Raw genomic sequence first — 23,278 nt, forward strand, 5'->3', positions numbered from 1 at the left:
CCCCTTGGTTTTTGTTGTCGCCATCGTCTTGCCCATGGCATCGACGTCTCGAGTATTGGCAGTGACCGGGGAATCTGGCGACGGAAATCCGCCTTTCAGTACCGGGAAAACGTCAGGGAAAACCGGGAAATGTTCCCGAACGGGCGCTTTTTAACTGAAATGCATCGAATTTCACCGGAGGAATTCGGGCCCTCATGCTTTGGCCTTCGCTCTCTGCGTCTACTACCAAGGAACTACGCCAAAACCCCCAAAGTGGCATTCGGAATGCCCCGGTGGATTCCTAGACTGGAAGTCAGCACGTTGGCGACTGATAAATCCAATAGCCAACCACTGGGAATCCAATAACAGAGGTAGCAACAATGGCAATGTCCTTTTCACTCAAAGCACTGGTGACTGCGTCCCTGCTTGGCCTGGCGGGCCTGGTCTTTGCGCACGGCAACGTCACACCACAGGAAGTGGATACGGGCAACCTGCCGACACTCGGCGATGAAATCCGGATGGAAAACCCGTTCCGGGAAGGTAACGAGTACGGCGATATGAACGCCCAGGCGGTCAAGATTGGCGAGAGCGCTTACGCCGGCAATTGCGCGGGCTGCCATGGAATTCGAGCGATGTCCGGAGGCCTTACGCCTGATCTGCGGGAACTGACGGAATGGGATGACGAGTATTTTATCAACCGCGTGCGCAATGGCACCGACCGGGGCATGCCGTCATGGAAGAAAACCCTGGACCAGAACGCAATGTGGGCCATTCGGAGTTATGTGGAGTCTCTGCCCAAGCCGGAGTAACGGAAGTTGCTTCGATTCGCTCAAGGTTAAAACCGGGTCGGCCCACTGCCGGCCCGTCGTCGTTGGGAGAATACAATGAAAATACTGGCGCCCATTCTTGCCTTACTGTTCTTCACCCAGGCCACCCTGGCTCAGGAAATCGATGATGGTGACAAGCTGCTGAACCGTCCCGCGGAGCGTAACTACGACGTCATCCTTGAATCCGGCTACCTGAAGGTTGGGTTGTATCAGAATTTCCCGCCGTATTCCTATCAGGTGGATGGTGAACCGAAAGGGATCGATGTTGAACTCGGGCGTCGGATCGCCCGTGAAATGGGCGTGGAGTTCAAAGTGCACTGGATTGTGCCGGATGAGAATCTGGGTGACGATCTGCGCAACAATGTGTGGAAGGGCCATTACCTGGCCAAGCGCCGGCTCGCCGACGTGATGCTTCGGGTGCCTTATGACAAGACCTACGCGTACATGCAGGATTCCACCGGCGAGTACATCAACGAACAGGTTGTACTGTTTGGTCCTTACCAGCAGGAAACCTGGCAGATTGCCTTTGATCCGGCCAGGCTCGACAGCGTTGAGACGGTCGCTGTGTTTCAGTATCACCCCATCGGCGTGGAGATCGATACCCTTCCTGATTTTTACCTGACCTCGGCGTTTGCTGGCCGTATGCGAGAGAAGGTTCGCCATTATGGAAACGTCGCGGAGGCTTTCGGTGCGATGCGCTCTGGCGAGGTGAGTGCGGTGATGGGGATGCGAGCGGAAATCGACCATGAGCTTTCCAAGCCCGAAAACGCGCAATTCAAAGCTGCGAGTAACGGTTTTCCCGGTATTGGCAAGCAGGTCTGGGATGTTGGTATGGCGATCAAACACACCCATCGGCAGCTTGGCTATGCGCTCGAAGCCATTGTAGACAGGTTAGTGAGATCCGGTGAGATGAACGAGCTGATGTCCGGCCAGCAGCTCCGATACAGTGTGCCCGGATACTATCGGGATTTTCTTGATGAGGCCTCTTTGGTCCGCGCCGAGGGACGTCATTAGTGAGAAAGGCTCGCCATCGGCGAGCTTTCTTTTGGGGGTATTACTACCAAGTGATGAGAAAACCTGTTCCCCGGGGCAATTGTTGGTTTTGGTGTCAGCGCGAAGAATCGTACCAGAGGCGGGAAAAGTTCCCGGTTCGCTGAAACGACGACAAGAGAACCGAAAACAAGAGACTTGGAGAGCGCAACCATGAGAACCAACAAGTTCGGGATTCGCATTGCGGCCAGCGCCCTGGCGATGGCAGTTTCGTATGGCGCCCATGCGGTAACCGACGACGAGATTATCAACGATCACAAGAGCCCCGAGGATGTAGTCAGCTATGGCATGGGTACGCAGGGCCAGCGCTACAGCCCGGTGGCGGACCTGAACACCAGCAACGTTCAATACCTGCAGCCGGCGTGGGCTTTTTCGTTTGGCAGTGAAAAAATGCGGGGGCAGGAATCCCAGCCGCTGGTAAAAGATGGGGTGATGTACGTTACCGCCTCCTATTCAAGAATGTACGCCATTGATGCCCGGACAGGCGAGGAACTCTGGCAGTACGATGCGCGCCTGCCGGATGGCATCATGCCCTGTTGTGACGTGGTAAACCGCGGCGCTGCCATCTATGGTGACAAAGTGATTTTTGGAACTCTGGACGCCAAACTGGTGGCACTCAATAAAGAGACCGGCAAGCCCGTCTGGATCAAGAAAGTGGCGGACTATCAGGCCGGTTATGCCATCACGGCCGCTCCGATGATCGTCAAAGGCAAGGTCATTACCGGGGTCTCCGGCGGTGAGTTCGGTATTGTCGGCAAGGTTGAAGCCTACGACGCCAACACGGGTGATCTGGTCTGGACCCGCCCGACCGTAGAAGGCCACATGGGCTATGTCTACAAGGATGGCAAAAAAATTGAGAATGGTATTTCTGGCGGCAAGGCCGGAGTGACCTGGCCCGGTGAAATGTGGAAGAACGGTGGTGCCGCCACCTGGCTGGGCGGGACCTATGACCCCGATACCGATTCCCTCTTCTTCGGCACAGGTAACCCCGCCCCGTGGAACTCTCACCTGCGCCCGGGTGACAACCTGTTCTCGTCTTCCCGTCTGGCGATCGATCCGGATGATGGCAGCATCAAATGGCATTTCCAGACCACGCCGAACGATGGTTGGGATTACGACGGGGTGAACGAGCTGATCTCCTTTGACTACGAGGAAAACGGCAAAATCGTCAAGGCCGCCGCAACGGCAGACCGAAACGGTTTCTTCTATGTTCTGAACCGTGAGAACGGCGATTTCATCCGTGGCTTCCCGTTTGTAGACAAGATTACCTGGGCCGAGGGGCTGGACCCCGACACCGGTCGTCCAATCTACACCGAGGGCGGTCGTCCGGGTAATCCTGCCGATATGGACGGTAGCAAAGGTGAGACGGTGCTGGCCCAGCCCGCGTTCCTTGGTGGCAAGAACTGGATGCCGATGGCCTACAGCCAACAGACGGAACTGTTTTATGTACCGTCTAATGAATGGGCCATGGATATCTGGAACGAGCCGGTTTCCTATAAAAAGGGTGCGGCGTTCCTGGGCGCTGGATTCACTATCAAGCCGGCCAACGATGACTACATCGGCGTTCTGCGGGCTATGGATCCAAAGACCGGTGAAGAGGTTTGGCGCTACGAGAATACGGCACCCCTGTGGGGTGGTGTGATGACGACGGCGGGCGGTCTGGTCTTCACCGGCACGCCGGAAGGGCATCTGAAGGCGTTTGATGCCAAGACTGGCGAAGAGCTCTACCGCTTCAACACAGGCTCTGGTGTGGTTGGCACTCCGATCACCTGGACCATGGACGGTGAGCAGTATGTGTCCGTGGCCTCTGGCTGGGGTGGTGCGGTTCCGCTCTGGGGAGGAGAAGTTGCCAAGGTGGTGAAAAACTTCAACCAGGGGGGCATGGTGTGGACGTTCAAGTTACCCAAAGACCGGATCGCCAGTAAGTGATCTGAACGATAAAAAAGGTCGCTCCCGGGCGACCTTTTTTATTCCCCTGCCGGAGACAGGCCTATTCTATGGCCGATTCGCCACTCTTTGCCGGGAGGCCTGAAGGGCTTAACCAGACCGGCGCTTTTCTGTGCGGCGCAAGGCGCCTGGGGTGTAATCCCAAGCCGTGCTCTTTGCGCCACTGGCGTGGGCTGGTTCCATACCAGCGTTGAAATGCCCGGGAGAATGAGGCCAGGTCTGAGTAACCGAGAATGCCTGCCAGTTGGGTCAGACTCACGGTCGATTCCTGCAGATATCGTTCTGCCAGGTTCTTGCGTGTGGCGTTAAGCAATGTCTGGAACGAGGTCTTTTCCTGGGCCAGGTACCGTTGCAGGGACCGGGGGCTTAGCATCAGGTAGTCTGCGACAAGCTCGATGCTTGCGTTGCCGGCGGGCAGGCAGGTTCGAATCAGGCGCTGGACATAGTCTGGCAGTTCCCGCACCGAGAGCGCGTCCATTTTCTCCAGATGTTCCCGCATAAGCGCATGCAACCCCGGGTCAGAGTCACTCAGGGGCAGGCTGAGCAAAGACGCATCGAACACCCAGCCGTTGCTGATACTGTTAAATTGCGGTGTCACGCCGAGCAGGCGGGCATAGGTTTTGGTGGAGCTTCCTGCTCCGTGTCTGAAATGCACCCCGGCCGGCTTCCAGGCAGGCCCCATGAGCATCCTCATCAGCGATAACCCGACGCCGATGGCCAGTTCCACGATCTGTCGGCTCGGTGTGCTCTCCTGCAGCGCTGGTTCGTAACAGAGGAAGGCCATTCCTTCCTGGACCGAGGTGGTCACCTCGGCAGCACTGGAATGCAAGTGGTAGTACCGGGTGAGCTCGCTGAGCGAGTCCCCTACGGTATTGGCGTTCTTGAACAGGTATAGAAGCCTGCCAAAGACGGCGGTGCCCTGAAAAATGCCGTATTCAAGACCAAACAGGGGATGTCCGGAGGCCCTGGCGCAGTTTTCAAGGAGCTGTGTAAAGCGCGTGTAGGCGATGAGGCTGTCTGGTTGCTGCAGAGTGTCCTCGGGCAGACCGGCGCTGGCGAGCATGTCCCGGTAGTCGAGGGTATGTTTACGACAAAACTCGTCGAGCCGGGCCAATGACGAGGCGCGGGAAAGGTCAGTCAGGGGCATGGCGGCATCTTGTTGTTCCGTGGGCGGTGAGAGGGAGTCTTCCTGATGTGGCGCAAATTATCAAATTTTTGGCGCGTATTATCAGGTTTGTATCAAGTCGGTGCGCGAGGATTTGGAAGGGTCTTCCCGGACCTATGGCATAACAACTTATAAAACCCAACAGGAATAAACATGAAACCCTGGCTTGATTCTTACCCCAGCGACGTTCCCCATACCGTTGACGTGGATGCCTATGATTCCGTTCTCGGCCTGTTCAGGGATGCGATAGCCAAGTTCCCCGATCACGTAGCCATTGAGTGTTTTGGCGCATCCCTGACCTTTCGGGAGCTGGACAATGAGTCTGATGCCCTGGCCCACGCGCTGCAAAGCCGGTATGGCGTGGCGAAGGGGGATCGGATTGCGGTAATGCTGCCAAACATCTTTGCCTATCCGATTGCGCTGCTGGCAGTGCTGAAAACCGGTGCCGTGCAGGTAAACGTCAATCCGCTCTATACTCCGAGGGAACTTGAGCACCAGCTTAACGATTCGGGCGCTGAGACCATTCTTGTCTATTCCGGGTCGGCACCGTCACTGGCTGCCATCCGACACCAGACGTCGATCACGCGGGTCATCACCGTTAATCCCGGGGACGGCACCGCTCTCTCGATCCCGGGCTCGGACATTCCCGAAGATCTTGGGGATTACACCCCATTGGCGAATCTGCTGGCGGAACACGCTGGCAAGCGACCGCAAGCCGTACCCCTGGCGGGTGACGATGTGCTGTTTCTTCAGTATACCGGGGGCACCACCGGCCCCTCCAAGGGTGCGACGCTCAGTCACCGTAATCTGATTGCCAATACCCTGCAGTTCCGCAGCTTTATACCCGCGGCCAATGAACCGGGAGCGGAAGTGGTGGTGCTGGCGCTGCCCATGTACCACATTTTCGGTCTGATGATCTTTGTTGCCTACGCGGCCATCGGTTCAAAGGCGATACTGATACCTAATCCCCGGGACATGGACGCCTACCTGGCCGCGATCAAGGACGCCGGATTCAGTGTTATTGGTGGTGTCAACACCCTGTATGCCGGCATGACCAAGCATCCTTTGTTCAAACAGGTGGACCTGTCTCGCTACAAGGTGGCATTTGGGGGCGGCTCGAAGATCTTCCCGAGTACCTCTGAAGCATGGAAAGCCCATACCGGCGCTCACATCGTTGAAGGTTTTGGTTTGTCTGAGACGGCTCCCATTCTGACGTTGAACCTGATGGGGCAGGACCGTTTCAGTGGGACTGTGGGATATCCGGTACCTTCGACCGATGTCAAAGTCGTTGATGACAATGAACAGGAGGTGCCGATAGGGACCCCGGGCGAATTGTGTGCCAGCGGTCCCCAGGTGATGAGAGGGTATTGGAACCGGATCCAGGAGACTGAAGCCGCCTTCACCCGAGATGGCTACTTCAAGACCGGTGATGTGGCAGTGATGCATCCGGACGGCCAGTTCGAGATTGTTGACCGCAAGAAAGACATGATTCTGGTTTCCGGATTCAATGTGTACCCGAACGAAATTGAAGCGGTGGCAGCAGAGTTGCCCGAAGTCGCGGAAGCGGCCTGTATCGGTATACCGGACGAGAAAACCGGGGAGCGGATCCGGCTGTTTGTGGCGCCCGTTGCCGGTGCCGATGTTGATGAGGAGGCGCTGATCAGTCATTGCCGCCAAAGCCTTGCCAGTTACAAAGTTCCAAAGGAAGTGACAGTTCTGGAGGAATTGCCCAAATCCAATGTGGGAAAAATCCTGCGTAAAGATCTCCGGGATCTCTAACCCCCATCGCTGATTGACGCAGACGCGGGCCCTGCCGAAGGGCCGCGTCTGAGCGCCTGCGTGCACGTCCTGCAATCTACTACCAAGGGATGAGTTTTTCGCCCCCTTGGGATCATTCACCAATCCTGGTTTCACGACTACATTGAATAGGTAAACGCGAAGGCCGCGTTGGCAAGCGACAAACACAACAATGAGGTCAATGTCATGATCTACGCACAACCAGGAAAGGACGGTTCCGTTGTTTCTTTCAAATCCCGCTACGAGAACTACATTGGCGGTGAATGGGTAGCACCGGTTAAAGGCCAGTATTTCGAGAACATCACTCCCGTTACCGGCGAGGCGTTCTGTGAGATCCCGCGCTCGACGGCAGAGGACATTGAGCTTGCCCTGGATGCCGCCCATAAAGCAGCTCCAGCCTGGGGCAAAACCTCCCCAACCGAACGTTCCAATATTCTGCTCAAAATCGCGGACCGAATTGAAGCCAACCTCGAAAAGCTGGCCGTTGCTGAAACCTGGGATAACGGTAAAGCGGTGCGCGAGACCCTGAACGCAGACATTCCGTTGGCGGCTGATCATTTCCGCTACTTCGCGGGCTGTATTCGTGCTCAGGAAGGCCATATGGGCGAAATTGACCACAACACTGTGGCGTACCATTTCCATGAGCCCCTCGGTGTGGTTGGTCAGATCATTCCCTGGAACTTCCCGCTTCTGATGGCGGCCTGGAAGCTGGGCCCCTGTCTGGCAGCGGGTAACTGCACGGTGCTCAAACCTGCCGAGCAGACTCCTGCCAGTATTCTGGTTCTGATGGAAATCATCGGCGACCTGTTGCCGCCGGGTGTACTCAACATCGTTAACGGTTACGGTATTGAGGCCGGTCAGGCGCTCGCCACCAGCAAACGTATCGCCAAGATCGCGTTTACCGGCTCTACCCCGGTTGGCTCCCACATTCTGAAGTGTGCGGCTGAAAACATCATTCCTTCCACCGTCGAGTTGGGTGGCAAATCGCCGAACATCTACTTCTCCGATGTCATGAAGGCTGAGCCTGAGTTCATCGACAAGTGTGTTGAAGGTCTGGTGTTGGCGTTCTTCAACCAGGGCGAAGTGTGCACCTGCCCCTCCCGGGCTCTGGTTCAGGAAGACATGTTTGAGGAATTCATGCAAAAGGTCGTCGAGCGCACCAAGGCGATCAAGCGCGGTAATCCGTTGGACACCGAAGTGCAGGTAGGTGCCCAGGCCTCGAAAGAACAGTTCGACAAGATTATGTCGTATATGGAAATCGGCAAGCAGGAAGGGGCGGTTGTCCTGACCGGCGGTGACCGTGAACATCTCGACGATGAATTCAACAACGGTTTTTACATCCAGCCGACCCTGTTCAAGGGTGACAACAAGATGCGAGTGTTCCAGGAGGAGATCTTTGGGCCGGTTGTTGGGGTGACCACCTTCAAGACCGAAGAAGAAGCACTGGCTATCGCGAACGACACCGAATTTGGTCTGGGAGCGGGCGTCTGGACCCGTGACACCAATCGGGCTTACCGCATGGGGCGTGCCATTCAGGCTGGCCGGGTGTGGATGAACTGCTACCACGCCTACCCCGCCCACGCGGCATTTGGCGGTTACAAGCGCTCGGGTGTTGGTCGTGAGACCCACAAGATGGCGCTTGATCATTACCAGCAAACCAAAAACCTGCTGGTGAGCTACGACACCAACCCGCTGGGATTCTTCTGATCCGGATGCGTCGGGGCTGTCTGCATCGGCCCCTTTTTCGTGTGACCGCACAAGGACGGTGCTTTTGTTGAGCCCGGCGTCTGCCGGGTGGCTCCTGCTGGAGCCCGGGATGTTTTACCACTCTCCTTAGGCCCTTCCCAGGGCCTTTTTTTATGGCATTTGTTTTTTGTAGACGACTGGTCTAAAGTGTTCTCAGGTTTTTGTAGACGAGCGGTCTAAAGTAAGCGTAATGGCAGAATCCAAGACACCCCCACGCAGGCGCGGCAGGCCACCCAAGAGCCAGAACGTCAGCTATCAGGATACCCGGCAGGCGTTGATTGAATTCGGGCTGGCAGTGCTGACCGAGAAGGGCTATTCCTATACCGGTATCGACGAAATCCTGAGGTTGGCCGGCGTACCCAAGGGGTCGTTTTATCACTACTTCGACAACAAAGAAGCGTTCGGCCGGGCGCTGATCGAAGCCTACGGTGACTTCTTTGCCCGTAAACTGGAGCGATCCTTCGCTGACGATTCCCGGCCACCGCTGTCGAGGCTGGAGGCATTTGTTCAGGACGCCAAAGCGGGCATGAAGAAATACGACTACCGGCGAGGGTGCCTGATCGGCAATCTGGGGCAGGAAATGGCGGCCCTCCCGGAAAGTTTCCGCGAGCTTTTGAGCGATACTTTTCGGGATTGGGAAGCCCGGGTTGCCCGAGTTCTTCAGCAGGCCCGACAAGCGGGTGATATCCCGCAAAGCGCGTGCTGCGAGTCGTTAGCGCAGTTTTTCTGGATTGGCTGGGAGGGCGCTGTGCTCAGGGCTAAACTGGAGCAGTCAGCTCAGCCGCTGGACCGGTTTGCCCAAGGGTTCATGGCGCTTGTACAAAGAGCCTGAGAGCTCGATACGCAAGTTCACTGATTAAACGGAGAGCGGGAGGCAACATGTTCAAAGCAATTCTGATTGAAGGCAGTCGGGGTGATCAGCAGGTGGCCCTGAAGTCTGTTGACGAGACCCAGTTGCCGGAAGGCGACGTCACGGTTGAAGTGGCTTACAGCACCCTGAACTATAAGGATGCGCTGGCGATTACCGGCAAGGCGCCGATTGCCAAAACCTATCCCATGGTGCCTGGTATTGACCTCGCCGGGGTTGTGACGGAATCCGACAATCGGGATTTCAAGCCCGGCGACCAGGTCGTGCTGAACGGTTGGGGTGTGGGCGAAAAACACTGGGGCGGGCTGGCTGAGAAGGCACGCCTCTCCGGAGACTGGTTGATTCCGTTGCAAGCACCGTTTACCCCGCGCCAGGCCATGGCTATTGGCACCGCGGGCTACACCGCCATGTTATGCGTTATCGCCCTGGAGAAGCAGGGCGTCAAGCCGGATTCAGGTGACATCCTGGTAACCGGAGCAACCGGAGGTGTTGGGAGTGTGGCGGTAGCGATCCTGGCTAAACTCGGATACTCGGTGACTGCGGTAACCGGCCGGCCCGAAGAGGAAGGGTATCTTAAGTCCCTGGGGGCGAAGCAGATTCTGGATCGGGCTGAATTGACGGCGCCCGGCAAGCCGTTGGCCCGTGAAACCTGGGCGGGGGCTATTGATGTGGCCGGCGGACAAGTGTTGGCGAATGTCTGTGCGGCCATGAAGTATCGAGGTGTTGTTGCTGCCTGCGGTCTGGCGGCAGGGATGGACTTCCCGGCTACAGTCGCTCCGTTCATTCTTCGAGGCGTGACCCTTTGCGGTGTTGATAGTGTTATGGCTCCGAAAGCTGATCGTCTGTACGCCTGGAAGCGTCTGGCCGAGGACCTGTCCCCGGAGCTTCTGGACAGCATGATTACCGAGGTGTCCTTTGACGATGCTATCGGTGCCGCCGGACAGTTGCTCGAGGGCAAGTTGCGGGGCCGCGTGGTGATTCCGGTCGCCGGTTAACCGGCGTTTTGAACAGACTGAAAACAACAGAGGATGCAGAATGTCGGACCCAAAAGAACAACCGATCAGCCGGTTTCCGGTGCCAGAGATGGGCTCGTTGCCCAGCGATATCCGTGACCGGATTCTGAAAGTGCAAGAGAAGTCGGGGTTCATTCCTAACGTCTTCCTGGCGCTGGCACATCGCCCCGACGAGTTCAGAGCGTTCTTCGATTACCACGATGCTCTGATGGAGAAGGAGAGCAACCTGACCAAGGCTGAACGCGAGATGATTGTGGTGGCGACCAGCAACCTGAATCAGTGCCAGTACTGCGTGGTAGCTCATGGCGCAATCTTGCGGATCCGGGAGAAAAACCCACTGATTGCCGATCAGGTGGCGGTGAATTATCGCAAAGCGGATATTTCCGAGCGCCAGAAGGCGATGCTGGATTTTGCCGTGAAAGTGTCGCAGTCGGCCTATGCCGTGAATGAGGACGACTTTGCCACATTGCGCGCGCACGGGTTTACCGATGAGGACGCCTGGGATATTGCAGGCATCACGGCCTTCTTCGGTCTGTCCAACCGCATGGCCAATGTCACCAGCATGCGGGCCAACCCGGAATTCTATTCGCTGGGGCGCTGAGTGCAGGGGCGTTTACGCCCCTGCTGCATCTGTGGCCAGAATCCGCGCCTGTTTCTGCCGCTGTTTGGCCTGAACAATGGCGTCTACGCACTGATTCTGGTCCCGCAGAATCACAACGCACTCCAGGCACTGGATGCACTCGTCGTAGTCCACCCGGCCATCCTTGCGGATAGCGTTGATACCGCATTCGTTTTTGCAATGCTGGCAAGGCTGGCCACAGCGTTTGACCCTCTCCAGCCAACTGAACACTCGCAGTCGCCCCAGCACCGCCAGTCCTGCTCCCAGCGGGCACAGATAACGGCAGTAGAACTTGTGAACGAACAGGCCGATCGCCAGTAAGGCGAGGGCGTACATTACAAATGGCCAGTGCCTGATGAAATACAGAGTAATGCTGGTTTTGAACGGCTCCACTTCAGCCAGTTGCTCGGCCAGGGTCAGTGAAAAGAACGCGGTGGTCACAAGCCCGGCCAGTATCGGGTATTTCAACAGGATGAGCCGGCGGTGCCAGCGCTCAGGTATTTTTATCTGCCGCAATCCGAGGCGCTGACCTATCCACGCGACCAGTTCCTGAAGTGCGCCAAACGGGCAGAGCCAGCCGCAAAAAAGCCCGCGCCCCCAGATAAACAGGGTGACAAAGGTGTAGGTCCATAGAATGAATATCACCGGGTCCAGCAGAAATACGTTCAGGGAGAAGCCATCCCAGAGAGCCAGCAACAAGGTATAGATGTTCACGACCGAGAGCTGCCCCTGGGCATAAAAGCCAATAAAGAAGAGCGTGAAGAGCAGAAAGCCCCAGCGGAAGCCGTGCACCAGCCGGGGATAGCGTGTCAGGGTTTTCTGGCGCGCAAAGAACACCGTCAGTATGGTCAGGCCAGCGACCAGCAGGCTGATCTGCCACCATCGTTCTTTCCAGAGCCCAATCCAAACCGGTTGCTGGCCTTCATTAAAGTCTGGTGCCACCTCGACCGGTTCAAACAGGTCCGGGGAAAAAGTCACGGGCAGCGTGAAGCGTGCGTGGTCGGTGATCAGGTGATTTCGTGGCGCAGTGATGTCCAGATGGAACGATGCCTCGGAACCCGGGTTGAAGCCCGCATTGCCGCCGACCCGGAACAGGTTCATGGCGGCCATATCGGGTGCGCCCGGAGCCATGATCTGTTGATTCGGTTCGAGCCAGTTCAGATCCCTCATCTCGATGGCCAGCTCATTCTGATTGAGACCGATTCGGCTGGGCGTACTGCCGGGCACAAAGGCTTCGCTGACATGAGGATATACGCCTTGTGACATCACCATAATGACTTTGCCTCGATCATTCAGGCGTTCCTGAAACGCTTTGTAGCCTTGGTCGCCAAGCAGGTTTCGCCCCACCATGGGTGAATTCACATAGGCAAAATAGATCTCTGTAAATGCCTCGCCGGATGGAGGCGACAGGTCGGTTGGGTAGTCCGTCAGCGGGCGGCCCAGCTTCGCCTCCACCTCCTGCGCTGAGAGTGTCCGCTTCTGGACGTAGCCGCGGTCCAGCAGTTGTTGCCAGGTCAGAGGCTCATAATAATCTTGTCGGGCCCTTGTGGGGGCCGCCTGGGCGAACCCTTCCAGCTTGCTTCTGGCAACTTGTAAGGCGGAGGAGAGTATCGTGTCATTGATGATCAGTACAGAAACCGTGGCCTTGCTCACACCATCAAAGTAGACCTGTTGGCCACCTGTGTCGCGACTGGAACGACTGGATGCCTGAACGATGATCTGGTCTTTCAGGGACCGCCCTTCATACTGCGCCACAAATTCGTTCAGAGGTGCTTCGCCCAGGCCATGCAGAAAGACAGGCTCGTGATGGTGAAGCACCTCGACGCCCGTGAATCGGCCTTTGGTGTCCAGGCCGATCATCATGGTGATCGGCTTGCCCGCGAATCCCTGCAAGGTAACAAAATCGGTTGAGACATAGGCGTACCCCAGCAGTTCCTGGAGCTGGTACACGGGGTAGACGGGAAAGTCCGGCAACTTGCCCTCAATGACGGTTGCTGATGGAAACAGAGACTGAATGACGGCCCTGGGCTCCGGTGGCGGCTCAGCCGCGTAGGCAGAGGCTGTGAACACCAGTGAGAGCAAGAGCATCAGGCGCCCCACCATGAGAAGTCTCCTGTGATTGTTATTGTTTCTCTCATGGTAGGGCACGGCTGGTGGGGCTCAATTCAACCTCCGGGCCAAAGGTCTGCTACTTTCAGGCGGGCAAAAACGGTCCCAAAGTACCATATGGCGTGGCAGGCACTGTGATTAGCATGAAAGTGATCGTGGGCGCTTGCCTGCGGTGCCCATAAATGCCAAGCACTAACAATCATGACAAGAGGTGAGCATCATGTGGACCAAGCCAGCTTATGAAGACCTTCGCATCGGTTTTGAAGTGACTATGTACTTCGCTAACCGCTGAGCCACGAATAGCCAGCCCCCGGGCTGGCTATTTGCGTTCTGCTCGGGAGGTTGCCATGCAGATTCGAATTCTGGGTTCAGGGGCCGGGGGCGGTTTTCCCCAGTGGAACTGTAACTGCCGGAACTGTGCCGGTTTTCGGGCCGGTACCCTGAATGCCCGTGCCCGGACCCAGTCATCCATTGCCATCAGCGACGATGGAGAGCGTTGGATTCTTTTCAATGCCTCACCGGATATCCGGGCCCAGCTTGCGGACTTTCCAGCCATGCAGCCGGGGCGTTCGCTACGCGACACCGGAATCTCTGCCATCGTCCTGATGGACAGTCAGGTTGATCACACCACCGGATTGCTGTCACTGCGGGAAGGGCTGCCGCTGGACGTTTGGTGTACATCGCAGGTGCACAGTGATCTGTCCACCGGCTTCCCGCTGTTCGAGATGCTCCGGCACTGGAATGGCGGCCTGAATTGGCAAGCCATTGAGCCGAACGAAGATACGGCGTTCACGATACCGTGCGCGCCAACTCTGGCGCTAACGGCTATTCCGCTCCTGAGTAACGCTCCGCCGTATTCTCCAAGGCGAGACCAGCCGCACCCTGGCGACAATATTGGCCTATTCATTGAAGACTCCGTCAGTGGTCAGAGCGTTCTATACGCGCCCGGCCTGGGGCAGCCGGATGACCGGATCAAAGCCTGGATGGCCCGAGCTGACGTGCTGTTGGTGGATGGTACCGTTTGGCATGATGATGAAATGATCCGCCAGGAAGTCGGCACCAAAACCGGTCAACAGATGGGGCATCTCGCGCAGGCCGGGCCGGGTGGCATGATTGAGCTGCTGGACACATTGCCGGGCGCGCGCAAGATCCTCATTCACATCAACAATACCAATCCCATCCTTGATGAGGCCTCGCCAGAGCGCGCTGAGCTTGCGGCGCATGGTATCGAGGTGGCGTGGGATGGCATGCACATACACCTGTGAGGTCCGCCATGAACGCACAAGCTACGCCTGCCCTGCATCGGGACGATTTCGAGGCCGCGCTGCGTGCCAAGGGCGGCTACTACCACATCCATCATCCATTCCACCGGGCCATGTACAGCGGTGGGTGCACGCCTGCCCAGATCCGGGGGTGGGTGGCAAATCGTTATTACTATCAGATCAACATCCCCCAGAAGGATGCGGCCATCATGGCGAATTGCCCGGATGCCAGCGTCCGTCGTCTGTGGTTGCAGCGTATTCTGGATCACGACGGTCATGATGACGATGCCGGAGGCATTGAGGCCTGGTTGCTTCTGGCCGAAGCTGTGGGCCTGACGCGAGAGGAGGTGATTGATCAGCGGCACGTGTTACCGGGTGTCCGCTTTGCGGTCGATGCCTACCTCAACTTTGCCCGTCGGGCCACATGGCAGGAGGCTGCCTGTTCCTCGCTGACCGAGCTGTTCGCGCCGGAAATTCATCAGTCCCGTCTGGACAGCTGGCCAGATCATTATCCCTGGATTGAGGCCGAGGGTTACCGGTATTTCCGCAAACGCCTCTCTGAAGCGCGCCGGGATGTGGAGCATGGTCTGAGTATTACGCTGGATCATTTTGTCTCGGCCGCGGATCAGCAGCGAGCGTTCGAGATCCTGCAATTCAAACTCGATATTCTCTGGACCATGCTGGATGCCATGACCATGGCGTATGTTCACGAGACACCGCCCTATCATACAGTGACAGATCAGCCGGTGTGGCATCGTGGTCTGTAAGGAGGTAGCCATGGCTCAGGTTCCCCGCTTGCGTCGAGGTTTCCGGTTTCAGTGGGAGCCGGCACAGCAAAGTCACGTTCTGTTGTATCCGGAGGGCATGGTCAAGCTTAATGGCAGCGCCGGTGCCATACTGGCGGAAGTGAACGGTTCTCGCACCAGTACCGAGATTGTCGAACTTCTGGAGCGGGCGTTTCCGGAGGCTGGTCCCCTGTCAGCCGACGTCGAGGACTTTCTCGCCGAGGCAACCCGCCAACACTGGATTGAATGGCTATGAGTGGTGAACACGAAACGGTTGGTCACCCGCTCTGGCTGCTTGCTGAGTTGACCTACCGCTGCCCGCTCCAATGTCCCTATTGTTCCAATCCGCTGGATTATGCCGATCAGGCGCATGAGCTTTCGACGCGCCAGTGGCTGGAAGTGCTGAAGCAAGGCCGGGCAATGGGAGCTGCCCAGCTGGGCTTTTCCGGTGGCGAGCCCCTGGTGCGGCAAGACCTGCCGGAGTTGATCGCCGGCGCCCGGGGCATGGGTTACTACACCAACCTGATCACATCGGGCCTGGGACTGACGGAGGCGAAGGTTCAGGATTTTGCCGAGGCAGGGCTGGATCATATTCAGGTCAGCTTTCAGGCATCGGATCCTGAGCTCAACAATGCGCTGGCTGGCTCCAGAAAGGCCTTTGATCAGAAGCTGGCCATGGCGAGGGCGGTCAAGGCGGCGGGCTATCCGATGGTGCTCAACTTTGTGATCCATCGTCACAACATTCATCAGATGCCTGACATTCTTGCGTTGTGTGAGAAGCTGGGAGCCGATTATGTTGAGCTGGCCACTTGCCAATACTACGGGTGGGCGTTTGCCAACCGGGAAGGGCTGATGCCCTCGAGAGATCAATTGGTAACGGCTGAGGCCACCGTGAATCGCTACCGCACTGATCTGCTTGGGCGGGATCATCCGATGAAGGTGATCTTCGTAACCCCAGATTACTACGAAGAACGTCCAAAAGCCTGTATGAATGGCTGGGGCAGCCTGTTCCTGACCGTTGCCCCTGACGGAACGGCGCTGCCTTGTCACAGCGCCCGGCTTCTGCCGATCGAGTTTCCCAATGTGACCGAGCAGTCGCTGGAGGATATCTGGTATCGCAGTCCCGGGTTCAATCATTACCGTGGTGACCTCTGGATGCCGGAACCCTGCCGTTCCTGTGACGAAAAAGGCAAGGATTTCGGGGGGTGCCGCTGTCAGGCTTACCTGTTGACCGGGAACGCCGACAATGCCGATCCGGTTTGCGGAAAGTCACCACATCACGACCGGATCCTGGCCGCCCGAACGGCGGCCGATCACGCGACGGCTGGTCTGGAGGATCTGATCTACCGAAACGCCCGGAATTCCCGTGTCATTTGCCGGGGATGAAATCCTGTCGGCCCGCACGGCGTGTCTTGAAACTCAGCAGTTTTCGGAACTGAAAGCCGACGGCGGGCTACTGTTCTGGCTGGCTTCTGAACCCGGCTCCGGGCGTGTAAACCTGTGGCGCTTTGACGGCGAGCGAACACGAAGAATCGAGACCGGTAACGGTGTCGGCAGTCGCCTGAACGGATACGGTGGCGGTGCCTTTGCGGTGATGGGGCGATTCATATGCTGGGTGGCAGAGGATCAGAGTCTCTGGCAGCTGGATCTTGGAACGGGCGTTCGGCTCAGCCTGGCCGCTCCCTCAGGGGCACGGTGGGGAGGGCTGGTGGCAGACCCCCACCGGCAGCGCTGGTTGGCTGTACGAGAATGCGGCGATCAACAGGCCCTGGTGGCGATTGACTCGTCTGGACAGATTACGGTGCTCGACGACCGTTTTGACTTCTACAGCGCGGCGGCGCTCAGTCCGGACGGCAAGGCCTTGGCCTGGGTCAGTTGGCAGCTCCCGGACATGCCTTGGGATAGGTCCATGTTGTGTCTGGCGCGGCTTGGTGCCAACGGCGATGTGCGGGATGCGCTCGTTGCGGAACCGCCGGGAGGCGGATCTGTCCAGCAGCCCCAGTTCGATGATAGCCAGCTCTGGGTTCAGTCGGATCACCTTGGCTGGTGGCAGCCGTTTAGGGTGGATCGAAATCACCACTCGCTGTGTTGGACCGCAGGAGCTGAGGTCATGGCCGATCACGCCAATGCGCCCTGGCAGCTCGGGGAGCAGCATAGTTGCCCCCTGTCTGGCGGGGGGTGGGGACAGGTCCGTTATGTCAGGGGGTGGGCCGAACTCTGGATTGATCGAGACGGCAGGCGTCGCCGGGTGGCATCGTCTTACTCGGATTTCCGGTGGCTGTGTGCGTGGAATAATAGCCTCGTTTGTCTGGCCCGCCGACCGGATAGCACGGATCACATTCTCAGGATTGATCCGGACACCGGAAGGGAGGAGGTATTGAGTGCGGCCTCTTCACCGATCACAGAACGCGACTGGGTCTGGCCGGAGACTCTGTGCCTGCCTCCAGATGACCAGTTTTCGTTCGAGCTGCAAAGCTTTCTGTACCGGCCGGCAAAGCCAGCCAAGGCCTCACCGCTCATCATCCTGGCCCATGGCGGACCGACCTCGGCTGCCTACGCTACCTTCAATGCCCAGATACAGTTCTGGTGTCAGCACGGGTTTGCGGTAGCGGACGTGAATTACACCGGCAGCACCGGTTTTGGTCGGGCATATCGTCAGGCGCTGGCTGGCAACTGGGGACGAGCCGATGTTGCCGATGTTGTAAGGGTGAAACATGCGCTTGGCGCCAGCCGCGGGATAGACCCTGAGCGGGTGTTTATCCAGGGGCGCAGTTCCGGTGGCTATACCGCGCTGATGGCAGCCATGCAGCCGGGACAGTTATTTCGTGGTCTCGGCAGTGTGTTTGGCGTGACCGAACCGTTGAAGCTGAAGGCAGCCACCCATCGGTTTGAGTCGGGCTATCTTGACTGGTTGTTGGGCCCACCGGGTTCTCGAGGTGTTAACTGGCGTTCCCGGACACCGGCCCTCCAGGCAGGCCGGATTGCCTGTCCGGCGCTGTTTTTTCAGGGCGGAAAGGACCGGGTGGTGGTGCCGGAGCAAACCCGGGAAATGGTGGCGGCTCTCAGAGCGGCAGGCCAGTGCGCCGAATTGGTCTGGTTTGATGAAGAGGGGCACGGTTTCCGCTCTCCGGAGAATCAGGTCACGATGCTGGATACACTATGGCGCTTCTATCGCAGACTGGCAGAGTGAGCCGGCCTTAGCCAAAAGGTCGATGAAGCGCTCGCCAAGTTGCGTTAATATGTCAGTTACTCCTATAACAACAACCGTACGCGTCAGGCCCCATGAGTTACGACATTTCTGCTTTGCGAAAGTTTGTCTCTCCGGAGATTGTGTTCGGCGCGGGATCACGCCGATCGGTGGCCAATTTTGCCAGCAATTTCGGGGCGCGCCACGTGTTTCTTGTCTCGGACCTCGGTGTCCAGGCTGCCGGGTGGGTTGGTGAGATTGAAACGCTCCTGAAAGAAGCCGGCCTGGCCTGCACCACTTACACTGCAGTTTCCCCCAATCCCAAAGTGGATGAGGTGATGGCGGGTGCCGAGCAGTACCGGTCGAATGACTGTGACGTTATCGTCGCCATTGGTGGTGGCAGCCCGATGGACTGTGCCAAGGGCATCGGTATTGTCGCCACGCACGGTCGGAGCATTCTGGAGTTCGAAGGGGTGGATACCATCACCAATCCCCCTCCGCCCTTGATACTGATTCCGACGACGGCGGGAACCTCTGCCGACGTATCCCAGTTTGCGATCATTTCGGACCCCAATCGGCGCTTCAAGTTTTCCATTATCAGCAAGGCGGTCGTGCCGGATGTCTCTCTGATTGATCCGGAAGTCACGGAAACCATGGGTGCTTATCTGACCGCCTGCACCGGGGTGGATGCGCTGGTTCACGCCATTGAAGCATTTGTGTCTACCGGCAGCGGACCGCTCACCGACACGCACGCTCTCGAAGCCATCCGACTGATCAACCGGAACCTGGAGCCATTGGTTGCCAACCCGGCAGATCCGGTATTGCGCGAGCAGATCATGCTGGCCTCCATGCAGGCGGGCCTGGCCTTTTCAAATGCCATTCTTGGGGCAGTACACGCCATGTCGCATAGCCTTGGGGGCTTCCTGGACCTGCCCCACGGATTGTGCAACGCGCTATTGCTGGAGCACGTGGTGGCCTACAACTTCCCGTTTGCCGAAGACCGCTTCCGGCGTGTGGCGGAGGCCATGGATATTGATACCCGGGGAATGAGTAATGCCCAGGTCAAAAAACACCTGATGGCCCGTATTGTTGCGCTCAAGAAAACCGTCGGCCTCGAAGCCCGGTTGAAAGAGCTGGGTGTGACGACATCGGATATCCCCTATCTTTCAGGCTATGCATTAAAGGACCCCTGCATACTGACCAACCCAAGGAAGTCGTCGCTTCGGGATGTTCAGGTGGTTTATGAAGAAGCCCTCTGAATCGCCTGACAGTGGATTTGGCGTTGGCGATCTGCTGGGACTTGGCAGTCAGTCGGTGCGTAAGAATTATTATCCGGCCTTGCAGGAACGTATTGAGGAGCTGGAGCGGGAACGCAACCGTTACAAATGGCTGTTCGAAAACGCGCTGCATGGCATTTTTCAGGCCAATCTGCGGGGTGGTTTTCTGGCCTGCAACCCGGCGATGGCGCGGATTTGCGGATACGACAGCCCTGAACAGCTTCAGCACCGGATGATCCGGCTTCGCGAACAGCTTTTTTTCAGCGCCGCGGAGTTTGATGTCATTCGCCAGGAATTGCTGGATTACGGCAGCCTTAGCGCGCGGGAGGCCCGTTTTCGTCGGGCCGACCAGTCGGCCGTCCATGTCGCCGTGACCATGCTGCGGCGGCCAGACCTCGGGCCTGAAGTGGTGGAAGCCTTTGTTGCTGATATCACTGACCGTGTTCAGGCCCGGGAAAAGCTCGAACAGCTCAACGCCGAACTTGAGCGCCGGGTGGAGGAACGCACTGAAGCGTTGCAGAACGCCAACGTGGACCTCCGCTATCAGATTGAAGAGCGCGAGAAAGTTGAGCAGGAGTTGGTGATTGCTGTCGATGCCGCCAAAGATGCAAACCGGAGTAAAGACAAGTACCTGGCCGCCGCGAGTCACGATTTACTCCAGCCGTTGAATGCCGCCCGGCTCATGATCTCGGCGTTGCAGGACAGCACCCTGCCCGATGCCGAACGCCGGATGGTGCACCAGGCCCACCGTGCTCTGGAAGGCGCAGAGGATCTTCTGGCCGATTTGCTGGACATCTCCAAGCTGGATCAGCAGGCGATGAAGCCCGATCTGGTGTATACCGACGTCGATGAGCTGGCGCGCAGTCTCGGCAGCGAGTTTGAGGCCGTGGCGGCCAACGCAGGGCTTGGTTTTCGGGTCCGTTCTTCACCGGCCATGGTGCGCACGGATCAACGTATGCTCACCCGTATTCTTCGAAACCTGCTCAGCAATGCCTTCCGTTACACGCGGTCCGGTGGTGTGATGCTGGCGGTGCGTGTGCGCGATGATGACGTTCGGCTCGAAGTCTGGGATACCGGCGTCGGAATTGATGCCGCCAAGCTCGATGAAATCTTTACCGAGTTTCATCAGATCCTGCCGCAGGGGAGCGGTGGCAGGCAAGGGGTTGGCCTTGGGCTGGCCATTGTCGAGCGAATGGTTCGGGTTCTGGGCTATCGGATTGACGTGGCGTCAAGACCCGGGCTTGGCTCTCGCTTCACCGTAACGCTGCCACGCGTTCCCGTGCCAACGTTGCAGGCCTTTGCGAAGCCTGCCCCGGCCGTGTCGACAGACCGCGGTTTTGAGGGAGCTCCGGTTCTGGTCATTGATAACGAGCCAGCCGTTCTTGAGAGCATGGCGATGCTTCTCAGTCGATGGGGGTGTGTCGTGATTACGGCCGGTGGCCGGGACCATGCCCTGGCCCGACTGGATGAATCCGGCTTGACTCCGAGAGCCGTGCTTGCGGATTACCATCTCGATGATGGCCAGACCGGTTTTGATGCCATTCACTCGGTGCGGCGACATCTGGCGATGGACCTGCCCGGGGCCATCATTACGGCTGATCGCAGTGACGAGACGCGAGCCTTGTTACGAGCCCAGTATCTTCCTGTATTGAATAAACCGGTCAAGCCCAACCGACTGCGGGCATTGCTGACCAGCCTGATTGCCTCGTCGTCGTTCTGACGCTGTAAGACCGTCTTACAGACTCCCGTGCATTCCAGCCGCAATACTTCCTAAAGCCGGTTTTCCCCCGGCCACGATAGACAATCTTCAGGGAGTGCTTCATGACAACAACAGGATTCAGAACATCGTGGGGGCGCTGCCGCTGGCTAATGGCAGGCATGGCGTTGGTGGTGCTGCAGGGCTGCGGGGGCGGAGGCTCGGATTCTTCTGATCCCTCAGACTTCGATGCTCCGGTTGAGCCGGTCAACATTGGTGGCGATGGCGACCTTTACGCCCCGGATCGGATAATGGCCGTGGACATTCGTATGTCCGCTGATGATTTCGAAAAGCTGCGTGCCGAGGGGCGTACCCTGGCGAGCACGGATCGCGAGTGTATACCGCCGTTTGAATACACGGAATTTACCGCGCGTGTGTCGATTGATGGCGATCGGATGGACAACGTCATTGTTCGCAAAAAGGGTTATATGGGTTCTCTCAGCCCAAGCATTCCCTCTCTCAAGCTGGATTTCAACGACCTGCAGAAAGGCCGGACCTACCAGAACTCCTCGCGGATGACCCTGAACAACAATCGCCAGGATCCTTCCAATGCCAGGCAATGCATGGCGTATGACCAGTTCCGTGAAGCCGGCATTGCGGCGCCAAGATGCAACTACGCCAGGGTAACCGTGAACGGCGAAACACTCGGCGTGTTTACCAATGTAGAGCCTCTTAAAAAGCCTTTCCTGACCCGTGCGTTCGGCAACGATGAGGGCAATCAGTATGAGGCGCAGACTGCCGATTTTGGTACCTGGCTGAGCCAGCGATTCGAGAAGAAGACCAACGAAAAGGAAAACGACCGAAGCGATCTGCAAGCCGTTGCAGAAGCTCTGGCGTTGCCAGATGAGCAGATGCTGAACGTGTTGCCGCAGTTGGTCGATGTGGACGAGTTCATCCGCTTCTGGGCGGTGGAAACCTTGCTCGGCGCCTGGGATTCTGCCACCGGTAATGCCAACAACTTCCATATTTACCGTAACCCGGAGGACGGACTGTTCCATTTCATTCCCTGGGGGGCGGACACGGCTTTTCGCGGGGACCATCCGCTCAAGCCGCTAACCGGTGTTTTCTATCGCAACTTCCGGCTCGCAGATCGTCTGTTCCAGATACCCGAATACCGGGCAGCCTATTATGCGGAGCTGGAGAACCTGTTGGAAACCCAGTGGGATGAGAATGCCTTGACCGACCGTCTGGCGCGCATTCGTCAATTGACCGGAACCACCGAGGAGGCGGCGGCCAGCCTGCAACGCTTTATCATCGGCAACGGTGAGCCGGGCGACGATGATTACGAGCCCGCCCGCAGGGCTGTTCTGGAACAGGCGATGGCGGCGGAGACGCCGACTGGCGAAGTCTCGCTTCTGGCAGACAAGGAGCCGGATTGCAGCGCGCCCACCACGACGGCTTTGACGGGCAACATCACATCCCAGAGCGGAAATGACCGAGGTGCATTCAATTTCACCTTGCCGGACGGGCGCAACGTCAGTGCCAGCCTGACCTACGCCGCCTTTGAAGTGGACAGCCTGGTGTATTCCGTGGACCGGGAAACCAAACCGGCGGTCGTTAGCCTCCTGATGATCGGCGTGGATGCCGGAGACAGCTTCAAACCCTATGTGCTTCAGCTGTTTATTGAATCGTCGGACTACGTACCGGGTAGCCATCGCTTCCATGGCTTTGCCACCAATGCGCTGCTGTTTGAGGTGGATGAGAGCCTGCCAGGAGATGTCCGGACGATTGCTCTGGGAGCTCAAGGGCAGATTACCCTGACCAGTGTTGGCACCGGGGAGCAGGCCGGGGACGTGGCAATCACCCTGGATGCCACCCTGGAGTACGTGGCCGACGTGCCATGAACATGGCCGTTGGTAGCCCGGTGGCGAGATTTGCCGGGCATTCCCTT

General features: G+C 57.8%; 19 protein-coding genes. 17 read left to right on the forward strand and 2 right to left on the reverse strand.

What is annotated here, in order from left to right; genetic code table 11:
- The first annotated feature begins 359 nt into the window (after positions 1-359).
- The 3 genes from pedF to Q674_RS36480 all read left to right on the forward strand — a co-directional run bounded on the left by pedF (position 360) and on the right by Q674_RS36480 (position 3,785).
- The gene (gene pedF, locus Q674_RS36470; RefSeq protein ID WP_014422660.1) at positions 360-788 is read left to right on the forward strand and encodes a cytochrome c-550 PedF; all 429 of its coding nucleotides are present in this window, start codon (positions 360-362) and stop codon (positions 786-788) included.
- 75 nt (positions 789-863) lie between these two features.
- The gene (locus Q674_RS36475) at positions 864-1,820 is read left to right on the forward strand and encodes a substrate-binding periplasmic protein (protein WP_023009641.1); all 957 of its coding nucleotides are present in this window, start codon (positions 864-866) and stop codon (positions 1,818-1,820) included.
- Positions 1,821-2,009: 189 nt separating this feature from the next.
- Positions 2,010-3,785, forward strand: coding sequence for a PQQ-dependent methanol/ethanol family dehydrogenase (locus Q674_RS36480; RefSeq protein ID WP_014422658.1), 1,776 nt, complete (start codon positions 2,010-2,012; stop codon positions 3,783-3,785).
- A gap of 61 nt (positions 3,786-3,846) precedes the next feature.
- Here Q674_RS36480 and Q674_RS36485 read toward each other — a convergent pair whose 3' ends face one another.
- Complete coding sequence (locus tag Q674_RS36485; protein ID WP_014422657.1) at positions 3,847-4,950, reverse strand: AraC family transcriptional regulator; 1,104 nt, start codon at positions 4,948-4,950, stop codon at positions 3,847-3,849.
- Positions 4,951-5,121: 171 nt separating this feature from the next.
- Between Q674_RS36485 and Q674_RS36490 the strand changes: the two genes are divergently transcribed.
- From Q674_RS36490 to Q674_RS36510, 5 genes are all read left to right on the forward strand, one after another.
- Positions 5,122-6,747 carry an AMP-binding protein gene (locus tag Q674_RS36490; RefSeq protein ID WP_023009642.1) on the forward strand — a complete coding sequence of 542 codons (1,626 nt, stop codon included), beginning with the start codon at positions 5,122-5,124 and terminating at the stop codon, positions 6,745-6,747.
- A gap of 204 nt (positions 6,748-6,951) precedes the next feature.
- The gene (locus tag Q674_RS36495) at positions 6,952-8,472 is read left to right on the forward strand and encodes an aldehyde dehydrogenase family protein (protein ID WP_014422655.1); all 1,521 of its coding nucleotides are present in this window, start codon (positions 6,952-6,954) and stop codon (positions 8,470-8,472) included.
- Between the two features lie 229 nt (positions 8,473-8,701).
- Positions 8,702-9,343, forward strand: coding sequence for a TetR/AcrR family transcriptional regulator (locus Q674_RS36500; protein ID WP_023009643.1), 642 nt, complete (start codon positions 8,702-8,704; stop codon positions 9,341-9,343).
- 47 nt (positions 9,344-9,390) lie between these two features.
- Positions 9,391-10,374 carry an MDR family oxidoreductase gene (locus tag Q674_RS36505; protein ID WP_023009644.1) on the forward strand — a complete coding sequence of 328 codons (984 nt, stop codon included), beginning with the start codon at positions 9,391-9,393 and terminating at the stop codon, positions 10,372-10,374.
- A gap of 40 nt (positions 10,375-10,414) precedes the next feature.
- Positions 10,415-10,993, forward strand: coding sequence for a peroxidase-related enzyme (locus Q674_RS36510; protein WP_023009645.1), 579 nt, complete (start codon positions 10,415-10,417; stop codon positions 10,991-10,993).
- 12 nt (positions 10,994-11,005) lie between these two features.
- Here the strand turns inward: Q674_RS36510 and Q674_RS36515 are convergent, their stop codons facing one another.
- Complete coding sequence (locus Q674_RS36515) at positions 11,006-13,114, reverse strand: NosR/NirI family protein (RefSeq protein ID WP_023009646.1); 2,109 nt, start codon at positions 13,112-13,114, stop codon at positions 11,006-11,008.
- Positions 13,115-13,340: 226 nt separating this feature from the next.
- Here Q674_RS36515 and pqqA point away from each other — a divergent pair, with 226 nt between their 5' ends.
- From pqqA to Q674_RS36555, 9 genes are all read left to right on the forward strand, one after another.
- Entirely contained in the window at positions 13,341-13,412 is a 72-nt protein-coding gene (pqqA, locus tag Q674_RS40970; RefSeq protein ID WP_007153157.1) for a pyrroloquinoline quinone precursor peptide PqqA, read from the forward strand.
- A gap of 55 nt (positions 13,413-13,467) precedes the next feature.
- Positions 13,468-14,385 carry a pyrroloquinoline quinone biosynthesis protein PqqB gene (gene pqqB / locus Q674_RS36520; RefSeq protein ID WP_023009647.1) on the forward strand — a complete coding sequence of 306 codons (918 nt, stop codon included), beginning with the start codon at positions 13,468-13,470 and terminating at the stop codon, positions 14,383-14,385.
- Between the two features lie 8 nt (positions 14,386-14,393).
- Positions 14,394-15,149, forward strand: coding sequence for a pyrroloquinoline-quinone synthase PqqC (gene pqqC / locus Q674_RS36525; RefSeq protein ID WP_023009648.1), 756 nt, complete (start codon positions 14,394-14,396; stop codon positions 15,147-15,149).
- Between the two features lie 10 nt (positions 15,150-15,159).
- Positions 15,160-15,423, forward strand: coding sequence for a pyrroloquinoline quinone biosynthesis peptide chaperone PqqD (pqqD, locus tag Q674_RS36530; protein WP_023009649.1), 264 nt, complete (start codon positions 15,160-15,162; stop codon positions 15,421-15,423).
- The gene (gene pqqE, locus Q674_RS36535) at positions 15,420-16,553 is read left to right on the forward strand and encodes a pyrroloquinoline quinone biosynthesis protein PqqE (protein WP_023009650.1); all 1,134 of its coding nucleotides are present in this window, start codon (positions 15,420-15,422) and stop codon (positions 16,551-16,553) included. The genes pqqD and pqqE overlap by 4 nt, the downstream gene beginning before the upstream one ends.
- The gene (locus tag Q674_RS36540; protein ID WP_023009651.1) at positions 16,534-18,357 is read left to right on the forward strand and encodes a prolyl oligopeptidase family serine peptidase; all 1,824 of its coding nucleotides are present in this window, start codon (positions 16,534-16,536) and stop codon (positions 18,355-18,357) included. The genes pqqE and Q674_RS36540 overlap by 20 nt, the downstream gene beginning before the upstream one ends.
- 92 nt (positions 18,358-18,449) lie before the next feature.
- The gene (gene ercA, locus Q674_RS36545; RefSeq protein WP_023009652.1) at positions 18,450-19,613 is read left to right on the forward strand and encodes an alcohol dehydrogenase-like regulatory protein ErcA; all 1,164 of its coding nucleotides are present in this window, start codon (positions 18,450-18,452) and stop codon (positions 19,611-19,613) included.
- Positions 19,597-21,351 (forward strand): PAS domain-containing sensor histidine kinase, encoded by a 1,755-nt coding sequence (locus tag Q674_RS36550; protein ID WP_023009653.1) that lies wholly within the window; start codon positions 19,597-19,599, stop codon positions 21,349-21,351. The genes ercA and Q674_RS36550 overlap by 17 nt, the downstream gene beginning before the upstream one ends.
- A gap of 101 nt (positions 21,352-21,452) precedes the next feature.
- Entirely contained in the window at positions 21,453-23,231 is a 1,779-nt protein-coding gene (locus Q674_RS36555; protein ID WP_227501248.1) for a CotH kinase family protein, read from the forward strand.
- Positions 23,232-23,278 lie beyond the last annotated feature (47 nt).

It is taken from the genome of Marinobacter sp. EVN1 (assembly GCF_000475375.1).
GTDB lineage: Bacteria > Pseudomonadota > Gammaproteobacteria > Pseudomonadales > Oleiphilaceae > Marinobacter > Marinobacter nauticus.